General features: G+C 71.1%; 23 protein-coding genes, 1 tRNA gene and 1 riboswitch. Of the genes, 7 read left to right on the forward strand and 17 right to left on the reverse strand.

Annotated features, from left to right (window positions below):
• Positions 1-11: 11 nt before the first annotated feature.
• Both ACEZDG_RS26980 and ACEZDG_RS26985 read left to right on the forward strand, forming a co-directional pair.
• The gene (locus ACEZDG_RS26980) at positions 12-1,235 is read left to right on the forward strand and encodes an acetyl-CoA C-acetyltransferase (protein WP_380514053.1); all 1,224 of its coding nucleotides are present in this window, start codon (positions 12-14) and stop codon (positions 1,233-1,235) included.
• A 271-nt stretch (positions 1,236-1,506) separates the two neighbouring features.
• Entirely contained in the window at positions 1,507-2,280 is a 774-nt protein-coding gene (locus ACEZDG_RS26985) for a hypothetical protein (RefSeq protein WP_380514055.1), read from the forward strand.
• Here ACEZDG_RS26985 and ACEZDG_RS26990 read toward each other — a convergent pair.
• Positions 2,244-2,633: a hypothetical protein gene (locus ACEZDG_RS26990; RefSeq protein WP_380514056.1), complete on the reverse strand. Its 390-nt coding sequence runs from the start codon at positions 2,631-2,633 to the stop codon at positions 2,244-2,246. The genes ACEZDG_RS26985 and ACEZDG_RS26990 overlap by 37 nt on opposite strands.
• A gap of 93 nt (positions 2,634-2,726) precedes the next feature.
• On the opposite strand from ACEZDG_RS26990, the gene ACEZDG_RS26995 reads away from it, so the two are divergent.
• Positions 2,727-2,960: a DUF4287 domain-containing protein gene (locus ACEZDG_RS26995; protein ID WP_380514058.1), complete on the forward strand. Its 234-nt coding sequence runs from the start codon at positions 2,727-2,729 to the stop codon at positions 2,958-2,960.
• A 10-nt stretch (positions 2,961-2,970) separates the two neighbouring features.
• On the opposite strand, the gene ACEZDG_RS27000 is transcribed toward ACEZDG_RS26995, so the two are convergent.
• Positions 2,971-3,052 (reverse strand) — tRNA-Leu (locus ACEZDG_RS27000).
• A gap of 320 nt (positions 3,053-3,372) precedes the next feature.
• On the opposite strand from ACEZDG_RS27000, the gene ACEZDG_RS27005 reads away from it, so the two are divergent.
• Both ACEZDG_RS27005 and ACEZDG_RS27010 read left to right on the forward strand, forming a co-directional pair.
• Entirely contained in the window at positions 3,373-4,128 is a 756-nt protein-coding gene (locus ACEZDG_RS27005) for an ABC transporter ATP-binding protein (RefSeq protein ID WP_380514060.1), read from the forward strand.
• Between the two features lie 17 nt (positions 4,129-4,145).
• Positions 4,146-6,695 (forward strand): ABC transporter permease, encoded by a 2,550-nt coding sequence (locus tag ACEZDG_RS27010; protein ID WP_380514062.1) that lies wholly within the window; start codon positions 4,146-4,148, stop codon positions 6,693-6,695.
• Positions 6,696-6,827: 132 nt separating this feature from the next.
• On the opposite strand, the gene ACEZDG_RS27015 is transcribed toward ACEZDG_RS27010, so the two are convergent.
• The 9 genes from ACEZDG_RS27015 to ACEZDG_RS27055 all read right to left on the reverse strand — a co-directional run bounded on the left by ACEZDG_RS27015 (position 6,828) and on the right by ACEZDG_RS27055 (position 15,934).
• Positions 6,828-8,201 carry an NAD(P)/FAD-dependent oxidoreductase gene (locus ACEZDG_RS27015; RefSeq protein WP_380514064.1) on the reverse strand — a complete coding sequence of 458 codons (1,374 nt, stop codon included), beginning with the start codon at positions 8,199-8,201 and terminating at the stop codon, positions 6,828-6,830.
• Positions 8,202-8,449: 248 nt separating this feature from the next.
• Positions 8,450-9,382, reverse strand: coding sequence for a Ppx/GppA phosphatase family protein (locus tag ACEZDG_RS27020; RefSeq protein WP_380514108.1), 933 nt, complete (start codon positions 9,380-9,382; stop codon positions 8,450-8,452).
• A 2-nt stretch (positions 9,383-9,384) separates the two neighbouring features.
• Entirely contained in the window at positions 9,385-9,948 is a 564-nt protein-coding gene (locus ACEZDG_RS27025; protein WP_380514066.1) for a DUF501 domain-containing protein, read from the reverse strand.
• 14 nt (positions 9,949-9,962) lie between these two features.
• On the reverse strand, positions 9,963-10,382 hold the full coding sequence (locus ACEZDG_RS27030) for an FtsB family cell division protein (RefSeq protein WP_380514068.1): 420 nt from the start codon (positions 10,380-10,382) through the stop codon (positions 9,963-9,965).
• Positions 10,383-10,484: 102 nt separating this feature from the next.
• Complete coding sequence (gene eno, locus ACEZDG_RS27035; RefSeq protein ID WP_380514070.1) at positions 10,485-11,774, reverse strand: phosphopyruvate hydratase; 1,290 nt, start codon at positions 11,772-11,774, stop codon at positions 10,485-10,487.
• A 175-nt stretch (positions 11,775-11,949) separates the two neighbouring features.
• Positions 11,950-12,687, reverse strand: coding sequence for a transglycosylase family protein (locus ACEZDG_RS27040; RefSeq protein ID WP_380514072.1), 738 nt, complete (start codon positions 12,685-12,687; stop codon positions 11,950-11,952).
• 3 nt (positions 12,688-12,690) lie between these two features.
• Positions 12,691-12,842: riboswitch (cyclic di-AMP (ydaO/yuaA leader) on the reverse strand.
• Between the two features lie 122 nt (positions 12,843-12,964).
• Positions 12,965-14,167 carry a phosphotransferase family protein gene (locus ACEZDG_RS27045; protein ID WP_380514074.1) on the reverse strand — a complete coding sequence of 401 codons (1,203 nt, stop codon included), beginning with the start codon at positions 14,165-14,167 and terminating at the stop codon, positions 12,965-12,967.
• A 66-nt stretch (positions 14,168-14,233) separates the two neighbouring features.
• Positions 14,234-14,968 (reverse strand): HAD family hydrolase, encoded by a 735-nt coding sequence (locus ACEZDG_RS27050; RefSeq protein WP_380514076.1) that lies wholly within the window; start codon positions 14,966-14,968, stop codon positions 14,234-14,236.
• Between the two features lie 27 nt (positions 14,969-14,995).
• Positions 14,996-15,934, reverse strand: coding sequence for a winged helix-turn-helix domain-containing protein (locus tag ACEZDG_RS27055; RefSeq protein WP_380514078.1), 939 nt, complete (start codon positions 15,932-15,934; stop codon positions 14,996-14,998).
• Positions 15,935-16,329: 395 nt separating this feature from the next.
• On the opposite strand from ACEZDG_RS27055, the gene ACEZDG_RS27060 reads away from it, so the two are divergent.
• Positions 16,330-16,542: a hypothetical protein gene (locus ACEZDG_RS27060; RefSeq protein ID WP_380514080.1), complete on the forward strand. Its 213-nt coding sequence runs from the start codon at positions 16,330-16,332 to the stop codon at positions 16,540-16,542.
• On the opposite strand, the gene ACEZDG_RS27065 is transcribed toward ACEZDG_RS27060, so the two are convergent.
• Positions 16,535-17,809, reverse strand: coding sequence for a cytochrome P450 family protein (locus ACEZDG_RS27065; protein WP_380514082.1), 1,275 nt, complete (start codon positions 17,807-17,809; stop codon positions 16,535-16,537). The genes ACEZDG_RS27060 and ACEZDG_RS27065 overlap by 8 nt on opposite strands.
• Positions 17,810-17,932: 123 nt before the next feature.
• Here ACEZDG_RS27065 and ACEZDG_RS27070 point away from each other — a divergent pair, with 123 nt between their 5' ends.
• Positions 17,933-18,754 (forward strand): SDR family oxidoreductase, encoded by an 822-nt coding sequence (locus tag ACEZDG_RS27070; RefSeq protein WP_380514084.1) that lies wholly within the window; start codon positions 17,933-17,935, stop codon positions 18,752-18,754.
• Here the strand turns inward: ACEZDG_RS27070 and ACEZDG_RS27075 are convergent.
• From ACEZDG_RS27075 to ACEZDG_RS27095, 5 genes are all read right to left on the reverse strand, one after another.
• Positions 18,738-19,763 (reverse strand): LLM class F420-dependent oxidoreductase, encoded by a 1,026-nt coding sequence (locus ACEZDG_RS27075; RefSeq protein ID WP_380514086.1) that lies wholly within the window; start codon positions 19,761-19,763, stop codon positions 18,738-18,740. The genes ACEZDG_RS27070 and ACEZDG_RS27075 overlap by 17 nt on opposite strands.
• A 63-nt stretch (positions 19,764-19,826) precedes the next feature.
• On the reverse strand, positions 19,827-20,546 hold the full coding sequence (locus tag ACEZDG_RS27080) for an endonuclease V (protein ID WP_380514088.1): 720 nt from the start codon (positions 20,544-20,546) through the stop codon (positions 19,827-19,829).
• The gene (locus ACEZDG_RS27085; protein ID WP_380514090.1) at positions 20,546-21,544 is read right to left on the reverse strand and encodes a nucleoside triphosphate pyrophosphohydrolase; all 999 of its coding nucleotides are present in this window, start codon (positions 21,542-21,544) and stop codon (positions 20,546-20,548) included. The genes ACEZDG_RS27080 and ACEZDG_RS27085 overlap by 1 nt, the downstream gene beginning before the upstream one ends.
• 34 nt (positions 21,545-21,578) lie before the next feature.
• The gene (locus tag ACEZDG_RS27090; protein WP_380514092.1) at positions 21,579-22,214 is read right to left on the reverse strand and encodes a hypothetical protein; all 636 of its coding nucleotides are present in this window, start codon (positions 22,212-22,214) and stop codon (positions 21,579-21,581) included.
• Between the two features lie 136 nt (positions 22,215-22,350).
• Positions 22,351-23,241 carry a hypothetical protein gene (locus ACEZDG_RS27095; RefSeq protein ID WP_380514093.1) on the reverse strand — a complete coding sequence of 297 codons (891 nt, stop codon included), beginning with the start codon at positions 23,239-23,241 and terminating at the stop codon, positions 22,351-22,353.
• Positions 23,242-23,329: the final 88 nt, after the last annotated feature.

The raw sequence follows: 23,329 nt of genomic DNA on the forward strand, positions 1-23,329 counted from the left end.
TGGAGACCCCCATGCCCGAAGCCGTCATCGTCAGCACCGCCCGCTCGCCGATCGGCCGGGCGTTCAAGGGCTCGCTCAAGGACGTCCGCCCGGACGACCTGACCGCGCACGTCATCCAGGCCGCGCTGGCCAAGGTCCCCGGCCTCGACCCGCGCGACATCGACGACCTGATGCTGGGCTGCGGCCTGCCCGGCGGCGAGCAGGGCTACAACCTGGGCCGCGTGGTCGCGGTCCAGCTGGGCATGGACCACCTGCCCGGCTGTACGGTCACCCGCTACTGCTCCTCCTCGCTGCAGACCAGCCGGATGGCGCTGCACGCGATCAAGGCGGGCGAGGGCGACGTCTTCATCTCGGCCGGCGTGGAGACCGTGTCACGCAGCGTGAAGGGCTCCTCGGACGGCCTGCCGGACACCAAGAACCCGCTGTTCGCCGACGCCGAGGCACGCACCCTGGCCACCGCGCAGCAGACCGGCGCCCCGGTCTGGGAGGACCCCCGCGGCGACGGCCTGGTGCCGGACGTCTACATCGCCATGGGCCAGACCGCGGAGAACCTCGCCAAGCTCAAGGGCATCTCCCGGCAGGAGCAGGACGAGTTCGGCGTGCGCTCACAGAATCTGGCTGAAAAAGCCATCGCGGACGGCTTCTGGGCCCGCGAGATCACCCCGGTGACCACCCCCGACGGCACCGTGGTGAGCGCCGACGACGGCCCCCGCGCCGGCGTCACCCTGGAGGCGGTCGCCGGTCTGAAACCGGTGTTCCGCCCGGACGGCACCGTCAACGCCGGCAACTGCTGCCCGCTGAACGACGGCGCGGCGGCCCTGGTGATCATGTCCGACACCAAGGCCCGGGAGCTGGGCCTGACCCCGCTGGCCCGGATCGTCTCCACCGGCGTCTCCGGCCTCTCCCCCGAGATCATGGGCTACGGGCCGGTCGAGGCGTCCAAGCAGGCGCTGAAGCGGGCCGGGCTCGGCATCGGCGACATCGACCTGGTCGAGATCAACGAGGCCTTCGCCGCCCAGGTCATCCCGTCCTACCGGGACCTGGGGGTGGACCTGGACCGGCTGAACGTCAACGGCGGCGGCATCGCGGTCGGCCACCCGTTCGGGATGACCGGCGCCCGGATCACCACCACGCTGATCAATTCGCTCCAGTGGCACGACAAGCAGTTCGGCCTGGAGACCATGTGCGTCGGCGGCGGCCAGGGCATGGCCATGGTCATCGAGCGGCTCTCATAGAATCTTCACAATAACCCGTTTGGCCCTGCGCCAGGTGGGTAAGGCCCGGATCACACTCTGGTGCGATCCGGGCCTTTTTCGGTGATTGAAGGACGCGAAATATCGACGGAACGTGATTCGGCGACCGCACCGCGTTGACAATCGGGCCCTTTGTCGTCCCGGCCCCGCCGAACGTCACACATGAGAAGACCATGACGCACTCCCATCGGCCGTCGCCGTGGGGCACTGTGGGGTTGACCGCCTGTTCGACCCTTCGCTAGGGGTGCCTCCCATGACCGTCGTCACCACCGTCCTGATCCTGCTCACCGTCGCCCTGACCGTCACCGCCGCCGTGGCCGTCGTCACGCTGCTCTCGCTGCGGGCCCTCACCCGGCGCTTCGACGCCGCCGTGCGGGAAGCGGTCGTCGCCGCCCTCGCCGAGGACCGCGAGCGGGAGATGGTCGAGGCCCGCGCCTTCTGGGCGGAGCAGGAGGCCCGTGCCGCCGAGGACGCGTTCGAGGGCGAATCGGTCTTCGACAGCGAGAACCTGGTGCTGTTGCCCGCGCCGCGCGGCTATGTCGACGACGAGGGCGACATGGACCCGGAGTTCGCCGACGCACTGCGCTCGGTGCTGGAGGAGATGATCTCCGAGGGCACCGGCGCGGCCGGACACCCCGCGCCGGCCGCCCCCGCCGCTCCGGCGGCCCCCGGCACGCCCCCCGCGCACCCGTCCGTGGTCGGCTTCATCCCGCAGCCCACGCCCACCCCGGAGTGGACCGACCTGCGGCTGAACGAGCTGGTCGACGTCGGCGTGCTGCTCCGCGACGTGCGCCCGGGCCCGATGGGCACCCTGGACGTCTATGTGTTCGAGGACGAGACCACGCTCTGCATCGCCCCCGGCGACCCGGCGGCCGGCGCCAAGCTGCGCGCGGCCGTGGACGGCGGCACCGAGGTCCGACTGCTGGGCAACTCGCGGCTGTCCGGCGCCCATGCGCTGACCTTCGCGCTGGGCAGTGACGAGGAGACCGTCTACATCCTCGCGGACCGGGTGGTGGCCAGCCTGTAGGCGGCCTCCAGCTCGGCCAGCGACTCGGCGAGGAGCCGGCCTGGCTCCTCGTCCGGCTCGTCCGCTCCCACGGCCTCTCCCGGCCCTCCGGGGCCCCCGGCGCGCGCCCCTTCGGTCAGGGCCGCCGCCAGGTCGTGGGCGGCCAGCGCGATCTGGTCCCCCACCACGAAGATCCCGGCCTCCGGCAGCTCGGGCCGCCGCACCCCGCCCTCCAGTTGCTCCGCCCGCCGCGCCAGCTGCCGTGCCAGCGCCAGACCGCCGGGGGCCAGCTCGGTCAGCCTGCTCTGCGGCATCGACCGGAAACGGTCCGCGAGCCGGTCGGCGGCGGCGAGGAGGGCGCTGGGATCGGACATGGATCGAAGCGTATCCCCGAGCAGCATTGCCAAGGGGTACGGGCTCAGGCAGAGTCGACAAGGACCCGTTCTGTCTGTCTCTGGAGGCGCCGCGTGTCCCTCATGTTCTCCGAGGAAACCCACCAGAACCTGCTCTCCCGGATCCCGGCCGTGACCGGCCGCCCGCTGGACGACTGGCTCAAGGCCGTCGACGACGGCCCCGGCCTGATCCGCTGCCAGGAGAAGATCGACTGGCTGCGCCGCGAGTACGGCCTCTCCTATGGTTACGCCAAGGCACTGGTGCACGAGTACGACCTGCGCCGCGCCGCCGCGCGCATGTCAAAGTAGCTGCGAGAGGTGCCCGGAGCCGGATTTGAACCGGCACGGCCTGGAGGCCAGCGAGGTTTAAGCTCGCCGTGTCTGCGTTCCACCATCCGGGCCCTTCCGCACTCCCGAGCCTAGCCGCAGGCTGCCCCTGCTTGCTGCCCGGTTGATAGGAAGTTGTCTCATTTAACTGCGACTTGACGCTTCGTCGGCGCAGTTCTCACATTCCGTCCGGTATTTCTTGCGGGCCCTCGAACGACTGAACCGAGGGGCGCCCGCGCGGAGCCTAGGGGACGGGTCATCCCATCGGAGGAGAGTCCGGGACGACCCGTACGACGCGAGGCGGTGGGAGCAACCGTTCCGGCGAGCGACTACAGGGTGTGATCAACGGGAGAGGATGGGAGCCTCCCATCACCTCACTCCCTGGAGTTGCCCCGTGACGACCACCCTGCTCACCGCCGCGGCCCGTGCCGTCGGCCTCAGCAAGGTCTACGGCGAAGGCGACACCCGCGTCACCGCGCTGGACAACGTCTCCGTCGACTTCCTGCGCGGCCAGTACACCGCGATCATGGGCCCTTCGGGCTCCGGGAAGTCGACCCTGATGCACTGCATGGCCGGGCTCGACACGGTCAGCTCCGGCTCGGCCAGGATCGGCGACACCGAGCTGGTCGGCCTCAAGGACAAGCAGCTCACCAAGCTGCGCCGGGACCAGATCGGCTTTGTGTTCCAGTCGTTCAACCTGCTGCCGACGCTGACCGCGCTGGAGAACATCACCCTGCCGATGGACATCGCCGGCCGGAAGCCGGACCAGGCCTGGCTGCAGCAGGTGGTGCGGACCGTCGGCCTGGCCGACCGGCTCGGGCACCGGCCGTCCCAGCTGTCCGGCGGCCAGCAGCAGCGGGTGGCCTGCGCCCGCGCGCTGGCCTCCCGTCCGGAGATCATCTTCGCGGACGAGCCGACCGGCAACCTGGACTCCCGTTCCGGCGCGGAGATCCTCGGCTTCCTGCGCAACTCCGTCCGCGAGCTGGGCCAGACCGTGGTGATGGTCACCCACGACCCGGTCGCCGCCTCCTACGCGGACCGGGTGGTGTTCCTGGCCGACGGCCGGATCGTCGACGAGATGCAGAACCCGACCGCCGACGGCGTCCTGGACCGGATGCGCCGTTTCGACGGCGCCGGCCGGACCAGCTGAAAGGGGGTCAGCGAATTATGTACCGCACCGCACTTCGCAATGTCATAGCCCACAAGGGCCGACTGCTGATGACCATGCTGGCCGTGCTGCTCGGCACCGCCTTCGTGGCCGGGACCATGGTCTTCTCCGACTCGGTCGGCCAGGCCTTCAAGGACAGCGTCTCCAGCGACTACGCCAAGGTCTCGGTCGAGGTCAGGGACGACGGCAGCGGGCTCTACGGCAGCGCCGCGGGCAACACCAGCAAGGAGAAGCCGCTCACCGAGCAGCTGCGGCAGCGGATCGCCGCGCTGCCCGGCACCGCCGCCGCCGCGGGCACCGTCACCGGCTTCGCCGGACTCTCCGACCCGGGCGGGAACCTGATCGGCAGCCAGGGCGACACCCACGGCAGCAACTGGCAGCCCGGCGACGACGGCCAGGACGCGCGCTACCCGATGCTCCAGGGCGCCGGGCCGACCGACGCCCAGGGCATCGCCGTCGACCGGAAGACGGCCGCGGACAACGGCTTCAAGGTCGGCGACACGGTCCGGCTCGCGGTCAACGGACCGGTGATGCAGGTCAAGGTCACCGGGATCTTCGGCACCGACGACCCGCAGGTCAAGGCCGGCGGCTCCCTGGTCCTCTTCGACAACGCCACCGCCCAGCGGACCTACCTCAAGCCCGGCCAGTACAACTCGATCGAGGTGCAGGCCAAGCCGGGGGTCAGCCAGGCGCAGCTGCGGGACCAGGTCCTCCCGCTGGTGCCGCACAGCGGCAACGTCGTGGTCAAGACCGGCGTCCAGCTCACCGCCGACGAGACCGCCCAGGTCACCTCGTCGATGTCGGGGCTGCGTACCGCGCTGCTGGCCTTCGCCGCGATCGCCCTGTTCGTCGGCATCTTCCTGATCACCAACACCTTCACCATGCTGATCGCCCAGCGCACCCGGGAGCTGGCGCTGATGCGCGCCCTCGGGGCGAGCCGCCGTCAGATCACCAACTCGGTGCTGCTGGAGGCGCTGTTCGTGGGCGTGGTGGCCTCGGTCGGCGGGCTCGCCGCGGGCATCGGCATCGGGGCGCTGCTGAAGAGCCTGATGAGCGGCAGCGGCGTCCCCCAGGGCGGCCTCGTGCTCTCCGGGACCACGGTGGTGGCCACCCTGCTGACCGGCGTCGTGGTGACCGTGCTGGCCGCCCTGCTGCCCAGTCTGCGGGCCTCCCGGGTCGCCCCGGTGACGGCGATGAGCAGCAACGACCAGCCGGCCACCCAGAAGAGCCTGGTGGTCCGCAACTCGATCGGCGCCGCCTTCTTCGGCCTGGGCCTGGCCTCGGTGCTCTACGGCGCCTCGCTGGGCGGCTCCTCCGGGCGGCTGCCGGTGGGGCTGGGCGCGGGGCTGATCCTGATCGGCGTGTTCGTGCTGACCCCGCTGCTGTCCCGGCCGGTGATCGCCCTGGTCGGCCCGCTGCTGCGGCGGCTGTTCGGCACCCCCGGCAAGCTGGCCCAGCAGAACGCGGTGCGCAACCCGCGCCGCACCGCCGCCACGGCCTCCGCGCTGACCATCGGGCTCACCCTGATCAGCGCGCTGACGGTGATCGGCGCCTCGGTCAGCCAGGCGGTGGACAAGCAGGTCACCCAGAACATGAAGGCGGACTACGACGTCTCGGTGATGCTGGGTCAGCCGGTCTCCCCCGCCCTGGTGCCGAAGATCGCCGCGACCCCCGGGGTGGCCGCCTCCAGCGTGATCGACTCCCAGTACGTCGGCTTCGGCGGCCGGAGCCACTCGGTCAGCGGCGTGGACGCGGCGTCCTTCGACCAGCTGATCGCCCCGGTGATGCTCTCCGGCGCGACCTCCTCGCTGCAACAGGGCGCGATGCTGGTGGACCGCGAGGTGGCCGCGTCGCACGGCTGGACGGTCGGCTCCGCCGTGCCGGTGACCTACCCGGACAGCAAGGCGGGCACGGTCAGGATCGGCGGCATCTACCAGGTCAGCGACATGCTCGGCCCGGTGCTGATGAGCGAGTCGGTGCTCGCCCCGCACACCACCGCGCCGTACTACAGCGATGTGCTGGTCAAGGGGACGAACGGGGCGTCAGCGACGCTGCAGCAGGCGCTGAAGGACTCCACCGGCCGCAACCCGCTGGTCACCGTGAAGACCCAGCAGGAGATCAGGGACCAGTTCAACTCGCTGATCAGCACCATGCTGAACATCATGTACGGGCTGCTCGGCATGGCCGTGGTGATCGCCATCCTCGGGGTGATCAACACCCTGGCGATGTCGGTGTTCGAGCGCAAGCGCGAGATCGGGATGCTGCGGGCGATCGGCCTGGACCGCTACGCGGTGAAGCGGATGGTCCGGCTGGAGTCGGTGGTGATCGCCGCCTTCGGCGCGGTGATGGGCGTGGCCATCGGCTGCTTCCTGGCCTGGTCGGCGGTGCAGCTGCTGAAGAGCAGCCTGGTCGGCCTGACCACCGCGCCCCCGTACGGGCAGCTCGGCGGCTATGTCCTCGGTGCGGCGCTGATCGGCCTGCTGGCCGCGATGTGGCCGGCCCGGCGGGCGTCGAAGCTCGACATCCTGGGCAGCATCAAGACCAGCTGACAGCCCCGGAACGCGCCAGTGCCCCGGTCCTGAGGAACAGGACCGGGGCACTTACGGCAGCGGTGCCGGTATGAGCACCACGGGTGTGGTCCGGCGACGCTGCCGGGCATGAGGGGTACAGCGCACTACGTGCTACGCGGGGACCTTCTCGGATGCCTTGTCGGCAGCGGGTGCTGCCGCGACCGGCTTCGGGGCGGGGGCCGCCGCCTCGACGAAGGTCTCACGGGGACGCTCCATCTCCACCAGGGAGACCGTCTCGCGCTTCAGGAACACGGCCAGGGTCCAGTCGGCGAACACGCGGACCTTGCGGTTCATCGTGGGGACCCGGCTGCCGTGGTACAGGCGGTGGAACCACCAGGCCGGACGGCCCTTCAGCTTGTACTTGCCGAAGAGGATCGCCACGCCCTTGTGGAGGCCCAGCCCGGCGACCGCGCCGAGGTTCTTGTGCTTGTACTCGGCCTGCGGGAAGCCCCGCATCCCGGAGATGACGTTGTCGCCGAGGACGATCGCCTGGCGCACCGCGTGCTGGGCGTTCGGGGGGCACCAGGCGCCCTCGCCCACGGCCAGGTCGGGGACCTGGGCGTTGTCGCCGGCGGACCAGACGTTGTCGAAGCCCTGGACCTGGAGGGTCGGGGCGGTGTCGACGTGGCCGCGCGGGCCGAGCGGCAGGCCGAAGTTCGCCAGCGCCGGGTTCGGCTTGACGCCGGCCGTCCAGACGATGGTGGAGGCGTCGACCTCGACGCCGTTCTTCAGCACCACGTGCTTGTCGAGGCAGGAGTCCATCGAGGTCTCGATGTAGATCTCGATGCCGCGCTCTTCCAGCTTCTCCTTGGTCCACAGACCGAGGTCCGGGCCCATCTCGGGGAGGATCCGGTTGGCCGCCTCGACCAGCAGGAAGCGCATGTCCTCCCGCTTGACGTTGTGGTAGAGCTTCGCCGCGTCCCGGGCCATGTCCTCGACCTCGGCGATGGTCTCCACACCGGCGAAGCCGCCGCCGACGACGACGAAGGTGAGCGCCTGCTTGCGCACCTTCTCGTCGGTGGTGGACTCCGCCTTGTCGAGCTGGGCGATGACGTGGTTCCGGAGGCTGATGGCCTCCTCGACCGACTTCATCCCGATGCCGTGCTCGGCCAGGCCGGGGATCGGGAAGGTGCGGGAGACCGAGCCCATCGCCACGACCATGTAGTCGAAGGGCAGCTCGTAGGGGTCGCCTGCGGCCGGGTGGATGGTGGCCACCTTGCGCGCCTGGTCCACGGAGGTGACGTGGCCCGTGAGGACCTCCGCGGTCTTCAGGATGCTGCGCAGGGGGGCGACGAGGTTGCGAGGCGCGACGTTGCCGGCCGCCGCCTCGGGGAGGAAGGGCAGATAGGTCATGTACGACCGCGGGTCGACGACCGTGACGGTCGCCTCCCCATAGCGCATCTTCTTGAGGATGCGCATCGCGGCATACAGGCCGACGTATCCACCGCCGACGATAAGAATGCGAGGACGCTCCGTGGTGCTCATATCCGAAAGTATCCAGCACCCTGGGGACCACATGTAGCGGGCCTACTCGCCAGGCACTGGACAGCCCCTGCTACACTGCGCGCCCACGTGTCGCCCCCGGCCCACGCCCGCCCCTCGACGGGCATAACCGCAGCTCGCCGCCGCACCCGTGGCACCGCGCCAGGAGCCGGACAGGGCAGCCGGTCCCGAAATCCGGACGAACCCTCCACAAGGACGGCAGAAGATCCGGGAACCTCACGTGAAGAAATTCACAAACTTTCCGAACGGCGGTCCCGCGCGGCGCTCCAGGCGATGCCGTCGAGGATGTCGTGCTCGCTCACGACCAGCTCCTGGGCACCGCTGCGCTCCATGATCGCAAGCAGCACCAGGGCCCCCGCGCCGATCACGTCCACCCGTCCTGGGTGCATCACCGGGATGGCCGCGCGCTCTTCCGCGGTGCTGCCGAGCAGCAGCTCGGTGACCTCGCGGACCCGGGCCAGCGGGATCCTGGAGTGGTGGATCGCCACCGGGTCGTAGGCGGGCAGCTCCAGCGCGACGGCCGCCACGGTGGTGACCGTGCCGGCCAGGCCGACCAGGGTGGCCGCGGTGGTCAGCGGGACCGTCTCCGCGGCCAGGTCCAGCGCCTCCTTGATGTCGGCGCGCATGGAGAGGGTGTCCTCGCCGTGACGCTCCGTCAACCGGACGCAGCCGATGTCCACCGAGCGCGCCGCCTCGACCCGGTCCGCGCCGAGGACGAACTCGGTGGAGCCGCCGCCGAGGTCGAACACCAGGTAGGGAGGAGTCAGGCCGTCGGCCGCGCCCAGCTCCTTGGTGGCCCCGGTGAAGGACAGTTGGGCCTCCTCGTCGCCGCTGATCACCTCGGGCTCGACGCCCAGGATCTCGCGGACCCCGGCCGTGAACTCGTCCCGGTTCTCGGCGTCCCGGGAGGCGCTGGTGGCGACGAAGCGGACGTGCTCCGCGCCGCCGTGCCCGGCGATGACGGCGGCGTACTCGCGGCAGGCGGCGAAGGTGCGCTCCAGCGCCTCGGGCGCGAGCCGCCCGGTCCGGTCCACGCCCTGGCCGAGCCGGACGATGGTCATCCGCCGGTCCAGGTCGTGCAGTTCACCGGTCTCCGGGTCGAGGTCGGCGACCAGGAGGCGGATCGAGTTGGTGCCGCAGTCGATCGCGGCGACGCGCTGCAGGCTCACTGGTCGTCGTCCTTGTCCTCGTCGATGTCGGTGTCGGCGGTGGCGGTGGCTTCGGTGCCCGCGCAGACGCAGGGGCCCTTGCGCCACCACTCCGGCAGCTTCGCCAGGGCCTCGTCGCCCAGCGGGTTCACCCCGGGCCCCGCGGCCAGCGAGTGGCCCACCAGGACGTGCAGGCACTTCACCCGGTCCGGCATGCCGCCGGCGCTGGGGAAGCCCTCCAGCACCTCGATGGCGTCCCGCTTGGCGATGTAGTCCTCGTGGGCGCGCCGGTACCCGGCGGCCAGCTCGGGATCCTCGGCGAGCCGCGCCGTCTGCTCCTTCATCAGCCCGTCGGCCTCCAGCGTGCCGATCGCGGACGCGGCCCGCGGGCAGGTCAGGTAGTACAGCGTCGGGAACGGCGAGCCGTCCTCCAGTCGCGGCGAGGTCTCCACCACGTCGGGGAGGCCGCAGGGACAGCGGTGGGCGACGGCCCGCAGGCCGCGCGGCATCCGGCCGAGCTGGGCCGCGATGGCGGCCTTGTCGGCGTCGGACACGCCGGAGGCCGAGTTGTGCGAGGTCATGTCCTGGGCTTTCTTCAGTGCGTGGGGGCGGCGTCCGAGGCGTCCAGCGACTCGAACAGGTTGTCGTACCAGGGCTGGCTCGCCGCGCCTGCCTGGGCCTGGCCCTTCGACTGCGCCGAGGCGGAGGCGGAGACGCTCGGGCTGGGGTCCACCGAGGTGAACGGGGTCTCGCCGGGGAAGCCGTAGTGCAGCCGCTCGCGGGCCTGGGCCGTCACATACGCCGGGTCCTGCCAGCGGGCCCGCTCCCGGCGCAGCTCGTCCACCTGGGCCTGGGCCTGCTCCGCCGCGGCGCGCTGCTGGGCGATCTGGGCCCGCTGGGCGATGAACTGCCGGGTGGGGTACGCCAGCGCGGCGATCAGCGAGCAGAGCACCAGCGCGAGCACCGCGGCGCGGCCGGTGAAGCGCGGCCTGCGACTGCCGCTTGCCTTGCTCACGTACTCGCCTCCCGTTGATGTGCCGGGTCGGATGTGCCGGTGCCCCGCCGCCCCACCCTAGAGGGTGTTCGCAGCGGGGCACCGGTGCAGCACGACGCGTCGTCAGTCGGCGGCGGGCTGGAAGCGCGGGAACGCGCCGCGGCCGGCGTACTCGGCGGCCTCGTCGAGGATCTCCTCGATGCGCAGCAGCTGGTTGTACTTGGCCACGCGCTCGGAGCGGGCCGGGGCGCCGGTCTTGATCTGGCCGCAGTTGGTGGCCACGGCGAGGTCGGCGATGGTGACGTCCTCGGTCTCACCGGAACGGTGCGACATCATGCAGCGGAAGCCGTTGCGCTGGGCCAGCTCGACCGCGTCCAGGGTCTCGGTCAGCGAGCCGATCTGGTTGACCTTCACCAGCAGCGCGTTGGCCGCGCCCTCCTTGATGCCGCGGGCGAGGCGGACCGGGTTGGTGACGAACAGGTCGTCACCGACGATCTGCACCTTGTCGCCCAGCTTGGCGGTGAGCGCCTTCCAGCCCTCCCAGTCGTCCTCGAACAGCGGGTCCTCGATGGAGACCAGCGGGTACGCGGCGACCAGCTCGGCGTAGTAGTCGGTGAGCTCGGCGGCGGAGACCGACTTGCCCTCGAACTCGTACGCGCCGTCCTTGTAGAACTCGGACGCGGCGACGTCCAGCGCCAGCGCGACGTCCTTGCCGGGGGTGTAGCCGGCCTTCTTGATGGCCTCGACGATGAGGTCGAGCGCCTCGCGGTTGCTGTCCAGGTTCGGGGCGAAGCCGCCCTCGTCGCCCAGGCCGGTGGAGAGGCCGCGCTCCTTCAGCACACCCTTCAGGGTGTGGTAGACCTCGACGCCCCAGCGGACGGCCTCGGTGAAGGAGGCCGCGCCGATCGGAGCGATCATGAACTCCTGGATGTCGACGTTGGAGTCCGCGTGCGAGCCGCCGTTGAGGATGTTCATCATCGGGACCGGCAGGACGTGCGCGTTCGGGCCGCCCAGGTAGCGGAACAGCGGCAGGTCGCTGGCCTCGGAGGCGGCGTGCGCCACCGCGAGCGAGACACCGAGGATGGCGTTGGCGCCGAGCGAGGACTTGTCCGGGGTCGCGTCCAGGTCGAGCATGGCCTGGTCGATCAGGCGCTGCTCGGTCGCGTCGTAGCCGATCAGCTCCGGGCCGATCTGCTCGATCACGGCGAGGACGGCCTTCTCGACGCCCTTGCCGAAGTAACGGGACTTGTCACCGTCACGCAGCTCGAGGGCCTCGAAGGCACCGGTCGAGGCGCCGGACGGAACGGCGGCACGCCCGGTGCTGCCGTCGTCGAGGCCGACCTCGACCTCGACCGTGGGGTTCCCTCGTGAGTCGAGGATCTCCCGGGCTACGACGACGTCGATGGACGGCACAGGCATCTCCTTGGGGAGGCGGTGAACTTCTCACGCGCGGGGTGCTTACCCCAAGAGCCTAGCCGCAGCGGGCGGCCGGGCCGCGCGCACCTCGCGGCTGTCTCACCTGACGGAGCCCCTACTCACCAGTAGTTCACCCGGCGAGCAGGGGCCGCGGTCCGAGACCGGATTCAGGTCAGCCGACTTCGAGCCGCTGACCCGGGAAGATCAGGTCCGGGTTGGCGCCGACGGTGGTCCTGTTCTCCCGGTACAGCGCCGTCCAGCCGCCGCTGAGGTGCGCGGAGGCGGCGATGCCGGACAGGGTGTCGCCCGGCTTGACCGTGTAGTCGCCGTGGCCGATCTTGTGCGTGGCCGCCGCCTGCCGCACCGCGGGTGCGGGCGCGGCGTGCTTCGGCGCGGAGGCGGTCTTCTTCTTCGCGGTGTGCGCGGTGGTCGTGCTGCTGCCGCTGCTGTGCTTCGGCTTGGCCGTGGCCGCGGCCGTCGGCTTGCTGGACGACGTGGTGTCGACGGACGCCGGCGCGCCGCCCTGGGACAGTCCCGCCCTCGGCCCGCAGACCGGCCAGGCGCCGGGGCCCTGCGAGGCCAGCACCTTCTCGGCGATGGTGATCTGCTGGCCCTTGCTGGCCTGGTCGGCGGTGGACGCGTACGAGGTGCCGCCGTAGCCGGCCCAGGTGGAGGCGGAGAACTGCAGTCCGCCGTAGTAGCCGTTGCCGGTGTTGATGGACCAGTCGCCCCCGCTCTCGCAACTGGCGACCTTGTCCCAGGTGGACACGGACGCGGCGGAGGCGCTGGTCGCGCCTATCAGCGGCAGTGCTATCCCGGCGGTGCCGAGGCCCGCGGTCGCCACGATCCGGGCGGTATTGCTGGTACGCGGCTTGCGATGGCGGCCGGCGACAGCAGTGGTGAAGAGCATGGCAGCTTCCCTCTCCGACGCCTGCGAGGTGAGCTGTCGGGTTCGGGCCGGTAGGTAGCCCGGACGCTGATGCGTCTTCACCCCAAGCCGCGGCCTTGTGAGCTGCGGCGACTTACCTGGGTCCCCCGCTCCTGCCCAACTGACGAGTGTGGGTTCCGCCCCCCGGTTGGACAGGACTCGGCGTCCCGCGAGGCGGTCGCCCGCGCGTGCGGACGTTCCCGGCAGGCTAGACACAGGCACTCCATGACCACAAGTCCCTCCGGTCGCTGAAGGCCGGTCAGCGGGCCCGGCGTTCCAGTGAACGCTCGAACCAGCGGGAGTGGTGCCATTTGAGCAGCGGTCCCCGGATCCCCTCCGCGTCCGGAACCTCCGCCAGGCCGAGCGGACCCGCCGCCGCCAGCAGCGCGGCCCGGGTACGGGACACGGCCCGGTCCAGCGCCGGCTCCTCCGCCAGCGCGCCGAGACTGAGCGCCGCGCGGATCACATCGGGGTAGACGGACTGCGCCCGCTCGTACGCCAGATAGATCGGCAGGTCGTGGGCGAGGCCGGCGGTATGGGCGGGGGACACCTCGCCGACCGCCCGCCGCCAGGCGTCGACCACCTGCGCCTCCTGCCAGGCGGGGTAGCGCATCCGGCGCAGGTGCGTGCTGAGATCGAGCAGTGGATCACCGAAGGCCGCCAGCTCCCAGTCCACGAACCGCAACTGGTCGTGCTCGTCGACGATGATGTTCCGCCGGTGGACATCGGTGTGCAGCAGCGCGAACGGCCGACTCACCAGCGGCGGCAGACCGCGTCCGAAGCCGGCCATGGCATCGTCCGGCACCCCCAACGCGCTGAACAGCTCGCCGAACTCCTTCTGGTTGCCCTCGCAGAGCTCCTCCTGGGCGAACGCCACCAGGCTCCGCAGGAATCCGGTGGAGTCCCCGTTGTCCGGACACCCCTTGGGCAGGCGCGGGAGGTCCTTCTCCCCGAAGCGCACAAGACGGCCGAAGAACCGGGCGATCTGCTCCACATAGTGCTCAGGGACGGCTTCGCCGTCGGGACAGCCCTGCGCCAACTCCGCACCGTTGACGTAGAGGTGCACGGACGCGCCGTCCTCACTGCTGTGCAGCACCTCCGGCCCGTCGATCTCGCGCTGGTCCGTCGGATCGTCCCGCACCGCGGCCAGCTGCCGGAGCAGCACGGCCTCGTCCGGCCAGAACCGCCGAACCAGCTCCGGCTTCCGGCGCCTGACCCGCACCAGGAGGGTGGTGTCGGCATCGAGTCCGAGCGGTCGCGCCTGCTGTTCGGTCAGGTGCACACGGTAGTTGTCGTTGTGGAAACCGCCTGTGGAGACGACCCGGAAGCGCACGGAGTCGACCAGCTGCTGATATGCGGCAGCTACCGGCTGGGCGGATTCACTCGTCCTGTTGATGGCGACTCCCGAGGCATGTGGACGACCGTTTCTCCCCTGCGCGGCTCCGACCAGGTTTGAAAACACACTAGTGGGGAAACGCCGGGCGGTGACACATGGTCACGGTTCCTTTATCCGAAAAAGTCGCCTCTCTCAGAAACTCCTACCCCGCAGCAAGTCATGCAGGCTTTCGACCAGATGGTCGACTCCGGAGGCGCGCAGCAGATCTATTTTTCGGCGATTGGGGGCATAGCCGACAAACTGAATGCCCAACTCCGCCGCTGTGGCCGCCTTGAAGTCGGACGCCGAGTCGCCGATCATCAGAATCCGGCTCTCTGCCGTGCAGCCCAGACCCGCCAGCGCGAGGCGCACGCAGGACGGATGCGGCTTCATGAGGTACGGCTCGGGGGCTCGCCCGTAGACATGACGTCCGAATGCCTCTCTGAATCCGTCTCCGGACCGCCCCGCCAGAAAGTCATGGATGGCTTCGGCGGAGTTGTTGCTGGTAATGGCCAGGCCGCAGCCGAGCCGCCGGAGTTCGTCGACCAGAGCCGCCGCGCCCGCGGTGACCGCGGCGGACTTGGCGGCGATCCGCTCCTCCGCGACGAGTGCGCGCTGGGCGATGTCGACAAGTCGCGACGCCTGCTCGTCGGAGAGCAGGAGGCAACGGGTCAGAACGCCGTGCAACTCGGCCACGATGCGATGGGGGTCGGTGGCATCGGGGAACTCCGTCCCCGCGAGCTCCACCTCGGCCCTGATCTTCTCAAGCAGGGTGGCGGCTATTCCAGGGGCCCCGTGCCCGGCGAAGAGGTCCACCAAGGGACCGTCGAAGTCGAACAGCACATGGGTCGCGCCTTGGAACAGCTCGGAAGCAGGGCCGGGAGTCACCTCACGAGTGTCCGCGCAACTCCGGCTTCAGGCCAGTGCGTCCCCGCCGCCGGCGCCGTCCGGCGCCGAATCATCCGGCGAGGCGTCCCACTGGGAGTCGAACCACTGCTGGGCCAGGGGCACGGCGGCCGGCAGCTGCGGGATGAGGAGAGCGTCGACTCCCATCAGGTCGTGGATGGGCAGGTGCTCGACCGCACCACTGTCGTCCGATGCCGGAACATCCACCGTGTTCCGCTGGATCTCGTACCAACTCATCAACGCCACAGTCCTGTTGATGATGTACAGCTTCACCTGCGGGGTCATCCGCACGGTGCGCACCTGAAGGTCGGCCTTCTCGATCAGCTGACGGCCGGCAGCGTCGCGCAGGGAGACCCTGAGGTCTCCGACGAGTCGGGCAGTCAACTCCCGGAGCCGGTCCAACGGGCGCTCGTCGGCCGGGTCCTCGATCGATCGCGGCAGGGCGAGGTGAGTGCCCATCGCCGGCAGGAGCAGCCGAATGGTGAGCGACGCGGGTTGGCTGCCGCTGTCGGCGAGACGCAGTTCGAAGAGACGCTCCTTGAGGACCATGGAGAGGGTCTCCGCCGTGAAGCCGAAGAAGTCGATGGTGACGTCCTTCTCCTTGAACGCCCCCTTCAGGTAGTCGCCCAGACCCTTGAAGGCCGGTTTCAGCCTGTCGGCTCTTTCGGCCACAGGGCCGCCCCCCTCCACGGCATCGGCCCCAACCGCCGTCAGCTCCGCCACGAAGGTCCCCCGGCCCTGGACCGAGTGGACGAGCCCCTCCTCCTGCAGCCACTTCAGTGCCCGCTGCACCGTGTCGCGGGAGACATTGAGCTGCTTCACCAGCTCGTTCTGCGACGGCAGTCTGGCCTTGGGGCCCAGGCGTGCGATCTCCTCGCGAAGCCTGTCGTAGACATGCTGAAGCTTCTGCGGTGACGAGCGCGGCGCACTGTTCACAACTGCCTCCATGACCTCCCCTTCGAGCCTACAACTTTCGGACATGACTGGTCAGTCCTGGGACAATTGATTACTTACCAGCTGGCGAACCAGTCAACCGGAGAACTCGGCCTCTCGGGCAGCCACCGCTTCGGGCGTACAACTTCCAGTCAGGTATCGGCTGGGCTTGATGAGTTGGGGATGAAGTCGTTTATGGATCATTCATGTTCGGCATCTACTTGACAGGACATTGCAGCCAAGTGGGCCAGCCACCAGAGAAGTTGACTGGATCTTGACTGATCCGGGGATCCGCGTGACGGCCATGACGATGATGCCTTGCTTCCACGTATCCCAATCCTCCCGCATCCCACGAGTTGCGCCACGGCATGACGACGGCCGCCAGTTCCACCAACAGGGGAGACAGGACCATGGAAGTTTCGGAGTTCATCCAGTACGCGCTCGGTTTCCTGGTCCAGGGGTCTCCCGGGGTGGACCTGGTCGCGGTGGCGCTGGGGGCGCTGCTGCTGATGGGCGGCAAGGGGAAGTCGTTCGGGCTGCTGGTGCTGGCGATCGGTCTTGTGCTGGTCTTCGGGGGGCATCTGGTGATCCACATCACCGTCCCCGGCGGTCCGGCTAGCTGAAGTTGACTGGTAGTTGACGGAGCCCTCGCATGATCAGGCCGCCGCGCCAGCGCAGGTCGGCCGGCTCGGCGGCGAGGGTGAGGTCGGGAAGGCGGCGGAGCAGGGCCGCGAGCGCGTACTGGGCTTCGAGCCGGGCCAGCGGGGCACCGATGCAGTAGTGGATGCCGTGGCCGAAGCCCAGGTGCGGGTTGTCGCGGCGGGTGAGGTCGAGCAGGTCCGGCCGGTCGAAGCGGGACGGGTCGCGGTCGGCGGCGGCCAGGACGACCAGGACCGGATCGCCGGTGTTGATCTCCTGGTCGCCGAGGGTCAGCGGGGTGGTGGCGTAGCGCCAGGTGGCGAGCTCCACCGGGCCGTCGTAGCGCAGCAGTTCCTCCACCGCGGTGGCGAGCAGGGCGGTCTCGCCGCGGGCCAGCGAGGACTGCAGCCGGGCGCGCTGCTCGGGGTGGGTGAGCAGGGCGTAGAGGCCGTTGCCGATCAGGTTGACCGTGGTCTCGAATCCGGCAAAGAGGAGGATGAAGGCCATCGCGGCGGCCTCGTTCTCGGTGAGGTGCTCGCCGTGGTCACTGGCCCGGATCAGCTCCGAGATCAGGTCGTCGCCGAGGTCGGCGCGCTTGCGGTGGATGAGCTCGGCGAGGTAGCCGCGGATCTTCTTGACGGCCCGGCCGACGCCGCCGCGCGGCACCCCCGGCTGTCCCGGCTTCTGGTGCCGCAGCATCATCCCGGCCCAGTCGCGGAAGTCGTCCTGGTCCTCGGCCGGGACGCCGAGCAGGTCGCAGATCGCGTAGATGGGGAGCGGGAAGGCGAACTCATGGATGAGGTCCGCCGACCCGTTCGCGGCGAAGCCGTCGATCAGGCGGTCGGTGATCTCACGCACCCGGGGCTCGAAGGTGGCGACCGTGCGCGGGGTGAACGCCTTGGAGACCAGGCGGCGCAGCCGGGTGTGGTCCGGCGGATCGATGTTGAGCAGGTGGGTCATCAGGTCGGCGTCGCGCTCCCCCGGGATGCCGGTGCGGCCGCTGCTCCGTCCGTGGTTGACCGGGTTCTTGCTCAGCCGGGTGTCGGCGAGCGCCTGCCGGGCGTCCGGGTAGCGGGTCACCAGCCAGGCTTCGACACCGCTGGGCAACGTGGTCCGGTGCACCGGCGCGTGCTCGCGCAGCCAGGCGTAGGCCGGGTACGGGTCCGCGGCGAACTCCCAGCTGAAGAGTTCCGGGGCGGGCCCGGAAAGCGGTTCGACGGCCGGTTCGAGGGGGGCAGGCGGTTTGTGCACTCCTTGACGGTAACGGGCGGTTGGCTTGCATCGCGGACGGGCACTGTTGCCGTGGCAGGTTCGGTGCTTACGATCACCGGCAGTGCGCGGGCCGGTGCGGAGGCCCGCCGGGAGGAGCGGGACATGCAGATACGCGGATCCGTCGTGGTGGTGACCGGCGCGGCCGGGGGTATCGGGGCGGCGCTGGCGCGGCGGTTCGCTGCCGACGGAGCACGCGGGCTGCTGCTCGCCGACCTCGACGGCGGCCGGGTCGAGGACCTGGCGCTGGAACTCGACCGTGAGGGTTGTCACACCGTGGGCGTCGGCAGCGACGTGACCCGGGAGAGCGACGTACGGGCGCTGGTCGAGACCGCGGAGAAGCACCTGGGCCCGGTGGACCTGTTCTGCAGCAACGCCGGGCGGGGCTCGGTGGTCGGCGAGAGCGCGGGCTTCGAGGCGTCCAACGAGGTGTGGCAGTCCTGCTGGGACCTGAATGTGATGGCCCATGTGTACGCGGCCCGGGCGGTGCTGCCGGGGATGCTGAAGCGGGGGCAGGGCTACCTGCTGAACACCGCTTCGGCGGCCGGGCTGCTGCAGATGCCGGGCGACGCGGCGTACACGGCGACCAAGCACGCGGCGGTGGCCTTCGCCGAGTCGCTCGCGGTCACCTACGGCGACCAGGGGATCAAGGTCAGCGCACTGTGCCCGCAGGGGGTGCACACGGCGATGACCGCGGACCCGGCGGTGGCCGCGACGCTCAGCCTGTTCGGACCGCTGCTGACGCCGGAGCAGATCGCGGACGCGGTGGTGGAGGGCCTGGCCGAGGAGCGCTTCCTGATCCTGCCGCACCCGGAGGTGGCCCGCTACGAACAGGGACGGGCCGCCGACCGGGACGGCTGGCTGGCGGGGCTGCGCAAGGCGGTCAGGGCGAAGGCACCGGGGCCGACGGTCAGGGCGCAGGGCTGACGGCCAGGACCGCTGCCGCGACGGCCTGGCGGCGGTCGCGGGGCGCGGCGGTGGTGTCCGCCATCTCCGGGGTCGGCAGGATCGCCGGGACCGGCACGGTCACGCCGTTGGCGGCGTAGCGCCGCAGCTGCTCGCGGACCCGGCCCGGGTCGCCGTGCACGATCAGCGCGTCCACCACCTCGTCCGGCACGGACGCCGCCGCGCCCTTGCGGTCGCCCGCCGCCCAGGCGTCCCACATCGGCTTGAGCCGGTCCCCGCGGCCGAGCCAGCGGTGGAACGCGGCGTAGGCGGGGACGGTCAGGTAGCCGGCGATCAGCCGGCGGCCGAGGGCCCGCGCGTACGCGGCGTCGGCGGTGGGGCAGACGAAGATGCGGGCGGCGACGGTCTTCCCGGTGCCGCCGGCCGCGTTGAACTCCCCGACGACGGTGGTCACGTCCTCGGCGGAGAGCCAGTTCAGGATGGTCCCGTCGGCCTCCTGCGCGGCCAGCCGCAGCATGCCGGGACGGAGCGCGGCGAGCAGCACCGGCGGGGCGGGCGCGGGGACGCGCTCCAGCCGGAAGCGGCGGACGGCGAAGGTCTCGTACTGCTCGTCGACCACCTGGCCGGTGAACGCGGCCTTCAGGAAGCGGACGGTGTCGCGGGAGCGCTGGAACGGCTGCTGGTGCGGGACGGCGTTCCAGTCCTTGACGATCACCGGCGAGGAGGCGCCGACACCCAGGGTGAAGCGTCCCGGCGCGGCCTCGGCGAGAGCGGCGGCCTGCATCGCCAGCAGGGCCGGACCACGGGTGTGCACAGGCACGATCGCGGTGCCCAGGTTGAGCTGCGGGGCCCAGACCGAGGCCAGCGCGAGCGGCGTGAACGCGTCGGCGCCCGCCGTCTCCATCGACCAGAGGTCGGTGAAGCCGAGGTCCGGCAGGGCCTCGGCCAGGCGGCGCTGGTCCGCGAGCGGGATCCCGTCGAGGGGGAAGGTCAGGCCCCAACGGGCAGGGGTGGCGGGAGTGGCGTTCATAGCCCGATGCCACCACGTCGCCCCGGCACAGGGCAAGGCCCCTCGCGGGCAGCGGGCTGTGGCTCAGGTCGCGGCGGGGCCCGCGTCGGCGGGAGACGCGGCGGCGGCGAGGGCGGTGCGGGAGAGGCGGTCGGAGAGGCGGGTGGTTTCGGGGAGGCGGTAGTGGGGGGAGGCGCGGAGGACGAGGGCGCAGGCGTCGTCCAGGGTGATCAGGTGGCCGGTGGAGACCGTCACCGGCTTGACGCCGTGCTGGGTGCGCAGCACCCGGGCGACGACCTCGCCGCCGTCGTTGACGTCGCTGCTGTCGCCGCGGGCCGGGCCCGGCTCGTCCCAGCTGCCGAGCAGCGGGGTCTTGGCGACGCCCAGGGTCGGCAGCCCCGCCAGTACGCCCAGGTGGCAGGCCAGCCCGAAGCGGCGCGGGTGTGCCAGCCCCTGGCCGTCGCAGAGCAGCACGTCGGGGGTGGTGCGCAGGCCGCGCAGCGCGGCGATCAGGACCGGGAGCTCGCGGAAGGCGAACAGGCCGGGGATGTACGGGAACCCGGCGGTGCCGACCGCGGTGGCGCTGTCGAGGACTTCCAGGGTGTCCGCGTCCAGGACCACCACGGCTGCCGCGACCCGGTCGTCCGCGCTGCCGTGGCTGCCGCCGTAGGCGACATCCAGGCCGGCCAGGGTGCGGGGTGGGGCGGTCAGCGGCGCCGCGCGGACCAGCGGGCGCAGCTCCTGCTGGACCAGGTAGGCCTGCTGCTCGGTCGACGGCCAGTCATGTTCGCGCTGAGGGTCCATCAGTTGCCGTGCTCAGCGCGCTGGATGGCGTCACGGTAGCGGCGGGCCGCGGCGCGCAGCTCGGCCTCCGGATCGAGGCCCTGCTGCTGGGCCCGGACCGCGAGCGCGAGCAGCTCGTCGCCGAGGTCGGCGCCCGCGGGCAGCGGCACGGTGAGGCCGGACTTGGCCGCCCGCGAGTGCAGCTTCGCGGCCAGCGCCAGTGCGGGCTGCGCCAGCGGGACGCCCTCGACGACCGAGTCGCGCTGCTTCTCGGCCGCCTTCAACTGCTCCCAGTTGGCCTCGACATGCTCGGCCGTGGGGGCGTGCACATCGCCGAAGACATGCGGGTGACGATACGTCAGTTTGTCGACGATGCCGCCTGCGACCTCGTCGATACCGAACGGATGGTCCGGGTGCTCCTCGGCGATCCGCGCGTGGAACAGCACCTGGAGCAGGACGTCGCCCAGTTCCTCCCTGAGCATCTCGCGGTCGCCCTCCTCGATCGCCTCGACCAGCTCGTAGGACTCCTCGATCAGGTACTTCACCAGCGACTCATGGGTCTGCTCGGCGTCCCAGGGGCAGCCGCCGGGCGACCGCAGCCGGTCCATCACCGCGACCAGGTCCAGCAGCCGGGCGCCGGGCAGGTCGTAGGAGCCGGGCAGCAGCTCGATCTCCGGCACCGGTCCTGACGCGAGCCCGCCCTCGACGGCGATCCGGGCCAGCGCGTCGGTCAGGCCGGGATCGCCGTCCGCCCCGCCGATCCACAGCACGGTGCGGCCCGAGGCCGCCTCGGCGAGGGTCCGGGCCAGCGCGAACGGCTGGACGTCCAGCACCTCGACGTCGACCCCGGCCTGCCGGACGTACGGGAGCTGGGGGTGGCCCGCGTCGCCCGCCAGCACCCGGTCCGCGCCGCGCAGCGCCTCCCAGGCCGGCCAGGACAGCAGGCCGGGTGCGATCCGGTGCGTGCTGGAGAGGAGGACGAGCCGTCCGGGCGCTGGGGTGCTGTCGTGATCTGCCACGGGACGAACCTACCGTGGCAGGGCGACCGTGCCGTCAGCTGCCGGCCGGGGCCGTCGCCGCGGGGTTCAGCCAGGGCTGCTTGGCCGCAGTCAGCGGGGGCCAGGCGCTGTCATTGGTGCTCTTGGCGCTCCAGCTGCCGTAGCGGGGGTTGACGGTCACCCCGAGGTTGTCGGCCGACTTCTGCAGGATCTTCTGGAACGCCGTCGGGGCCGAGGCCGAGCTCGGGTCCACGCCCGCCAGCTGGATCAGCATCTGCTGGCCCACCTGGTACTTGGCGAAGGTAGCGAAGTCCGAGGGGGCGATGTGCAGTTGACTGATGATCGCCTGCTCCAGCGCCTGGGCGCTGCCCAGCTGCTGCGCGTACGCCTGCTCGGTCTGCTGGACCTCGCCGGTGGTGACCGACTTGCCCTGCTGCGCCAGCGCCTGGTCCACGATCTGCGCGTTGACCAGCAGCGACAGCACATTGCCCGAGGTGCCGGGCGACTCCTGGGCCTTGGCGGCGCTCGCGGCGGCCCGGTAGGCGGCGACATGCGCCTGGAGGGTGGCGACGGTGATCCGCTGGTCCCCGACCACGGCGGCGGCACCGGGATGCGCGGTCGACGAGCAGGCCGACAGAGCAGCCACCGCGCTGACAGCGAGTGCGACAGCGGCGGTGCGACGGCGGTTCACGGGGCCTCCCGGCGACTCAACGGACCTACGGGGCTAGACGATACGTCTGTTACTGCTCCGAGGACCGAGGATAGGCAGCCGACCTGCTCCGTGTCACCAGGTCGGCGCAGGCGGAGCGGGGCAGTACGGGGAGGAACTATCCAACCGGGGTGCGTGAGGTCGGTTCGGTGGCGGCCTCGGGGGCCGACCCCTGCTCCGGGGCGACCTCGCCGAAGCGGGCCAGGGCCAGGGCGCCGGCCACGGCCAGGGCGAATCCGGCCACGGCCAGCGGCAGCAGACCGGGGCGGGTGCCGTCGCCGAGCAGGACCACGCCGAGGACCGCAGGGAGGGCGGTCTCGCCGAGCACCATGCTGGCGGTGGCGGTGGTGACCCTTCCCCCCCTGACCCCCTCGGTCATGAAGACGAAGGACACCGCACCGCCCGCGAGCAGCGCGTACGTGGCCGGGTCGGACAGCAGCGGCAGCAGGTCGAGCCCGTGGGTGGACGGCAGCACCCGGACGGCCAGGCCGACCACGCCGAAGCCCAGCCCGCAGAGGCTGCCCATGACCGCGGCCCGGCGGGGCTCCGCCAGCCGCCAGGCCAGGCCGCCGAGACCGGCGATCAGCGCCACCGCGGCGAGCAGGATCCAGTGGAACAGCTGCGAGGGCTGCTTGTGGCCCTCTTCCCCTGCGGTCGCCCCCAGCACCGCGAGGCCGACGCAGACGCCGGCCACGCCCAGCCACTCGCCCCGGCCCAGCCGGATCTTCAGCAGGGCGGCGCCGAGCACCGCGGTCACCGCGAGGGCGCCGGCGAGCGCCGCCTGCACCACGTACAGCGGGAGCGAGCGCAGGGCGATCAGCTGGGCGACGAAGCCGAAGCAGTCGAGCAGCAGCCCGGCGGCGAACGGGAGGTTCAGCATCGCGCGGGCGGTGCCGAAGACCCCCTCGCCGGGGGTGGCCTTGTGCCGGGAGGCCCCCATGGCCTGCAGGACCATGGCGACGCCGAAGCAGAGGGCGGCGGCGAGAGCCATCAGCAGGCCTAGGAGCATGGTCCGAGTCTAGGGGTTGGCGGGAACGGTGCAGGTTGTGGGTGGTTGGCCGCGCTGGCTTTCAAGCAGGCACAGCCCCGCGCCCCTT

The sequence above is a fragment of the Streptacidiphilus alkalitolerans genome (assembly GCF_042511045.1).
GTDB lineage: Bacteria > Actinomycetota > Actinomycetes > Streptomycetales > Streptomycetaceae > Streptacidiphilus > Streptacidiphilus alkalitolerans.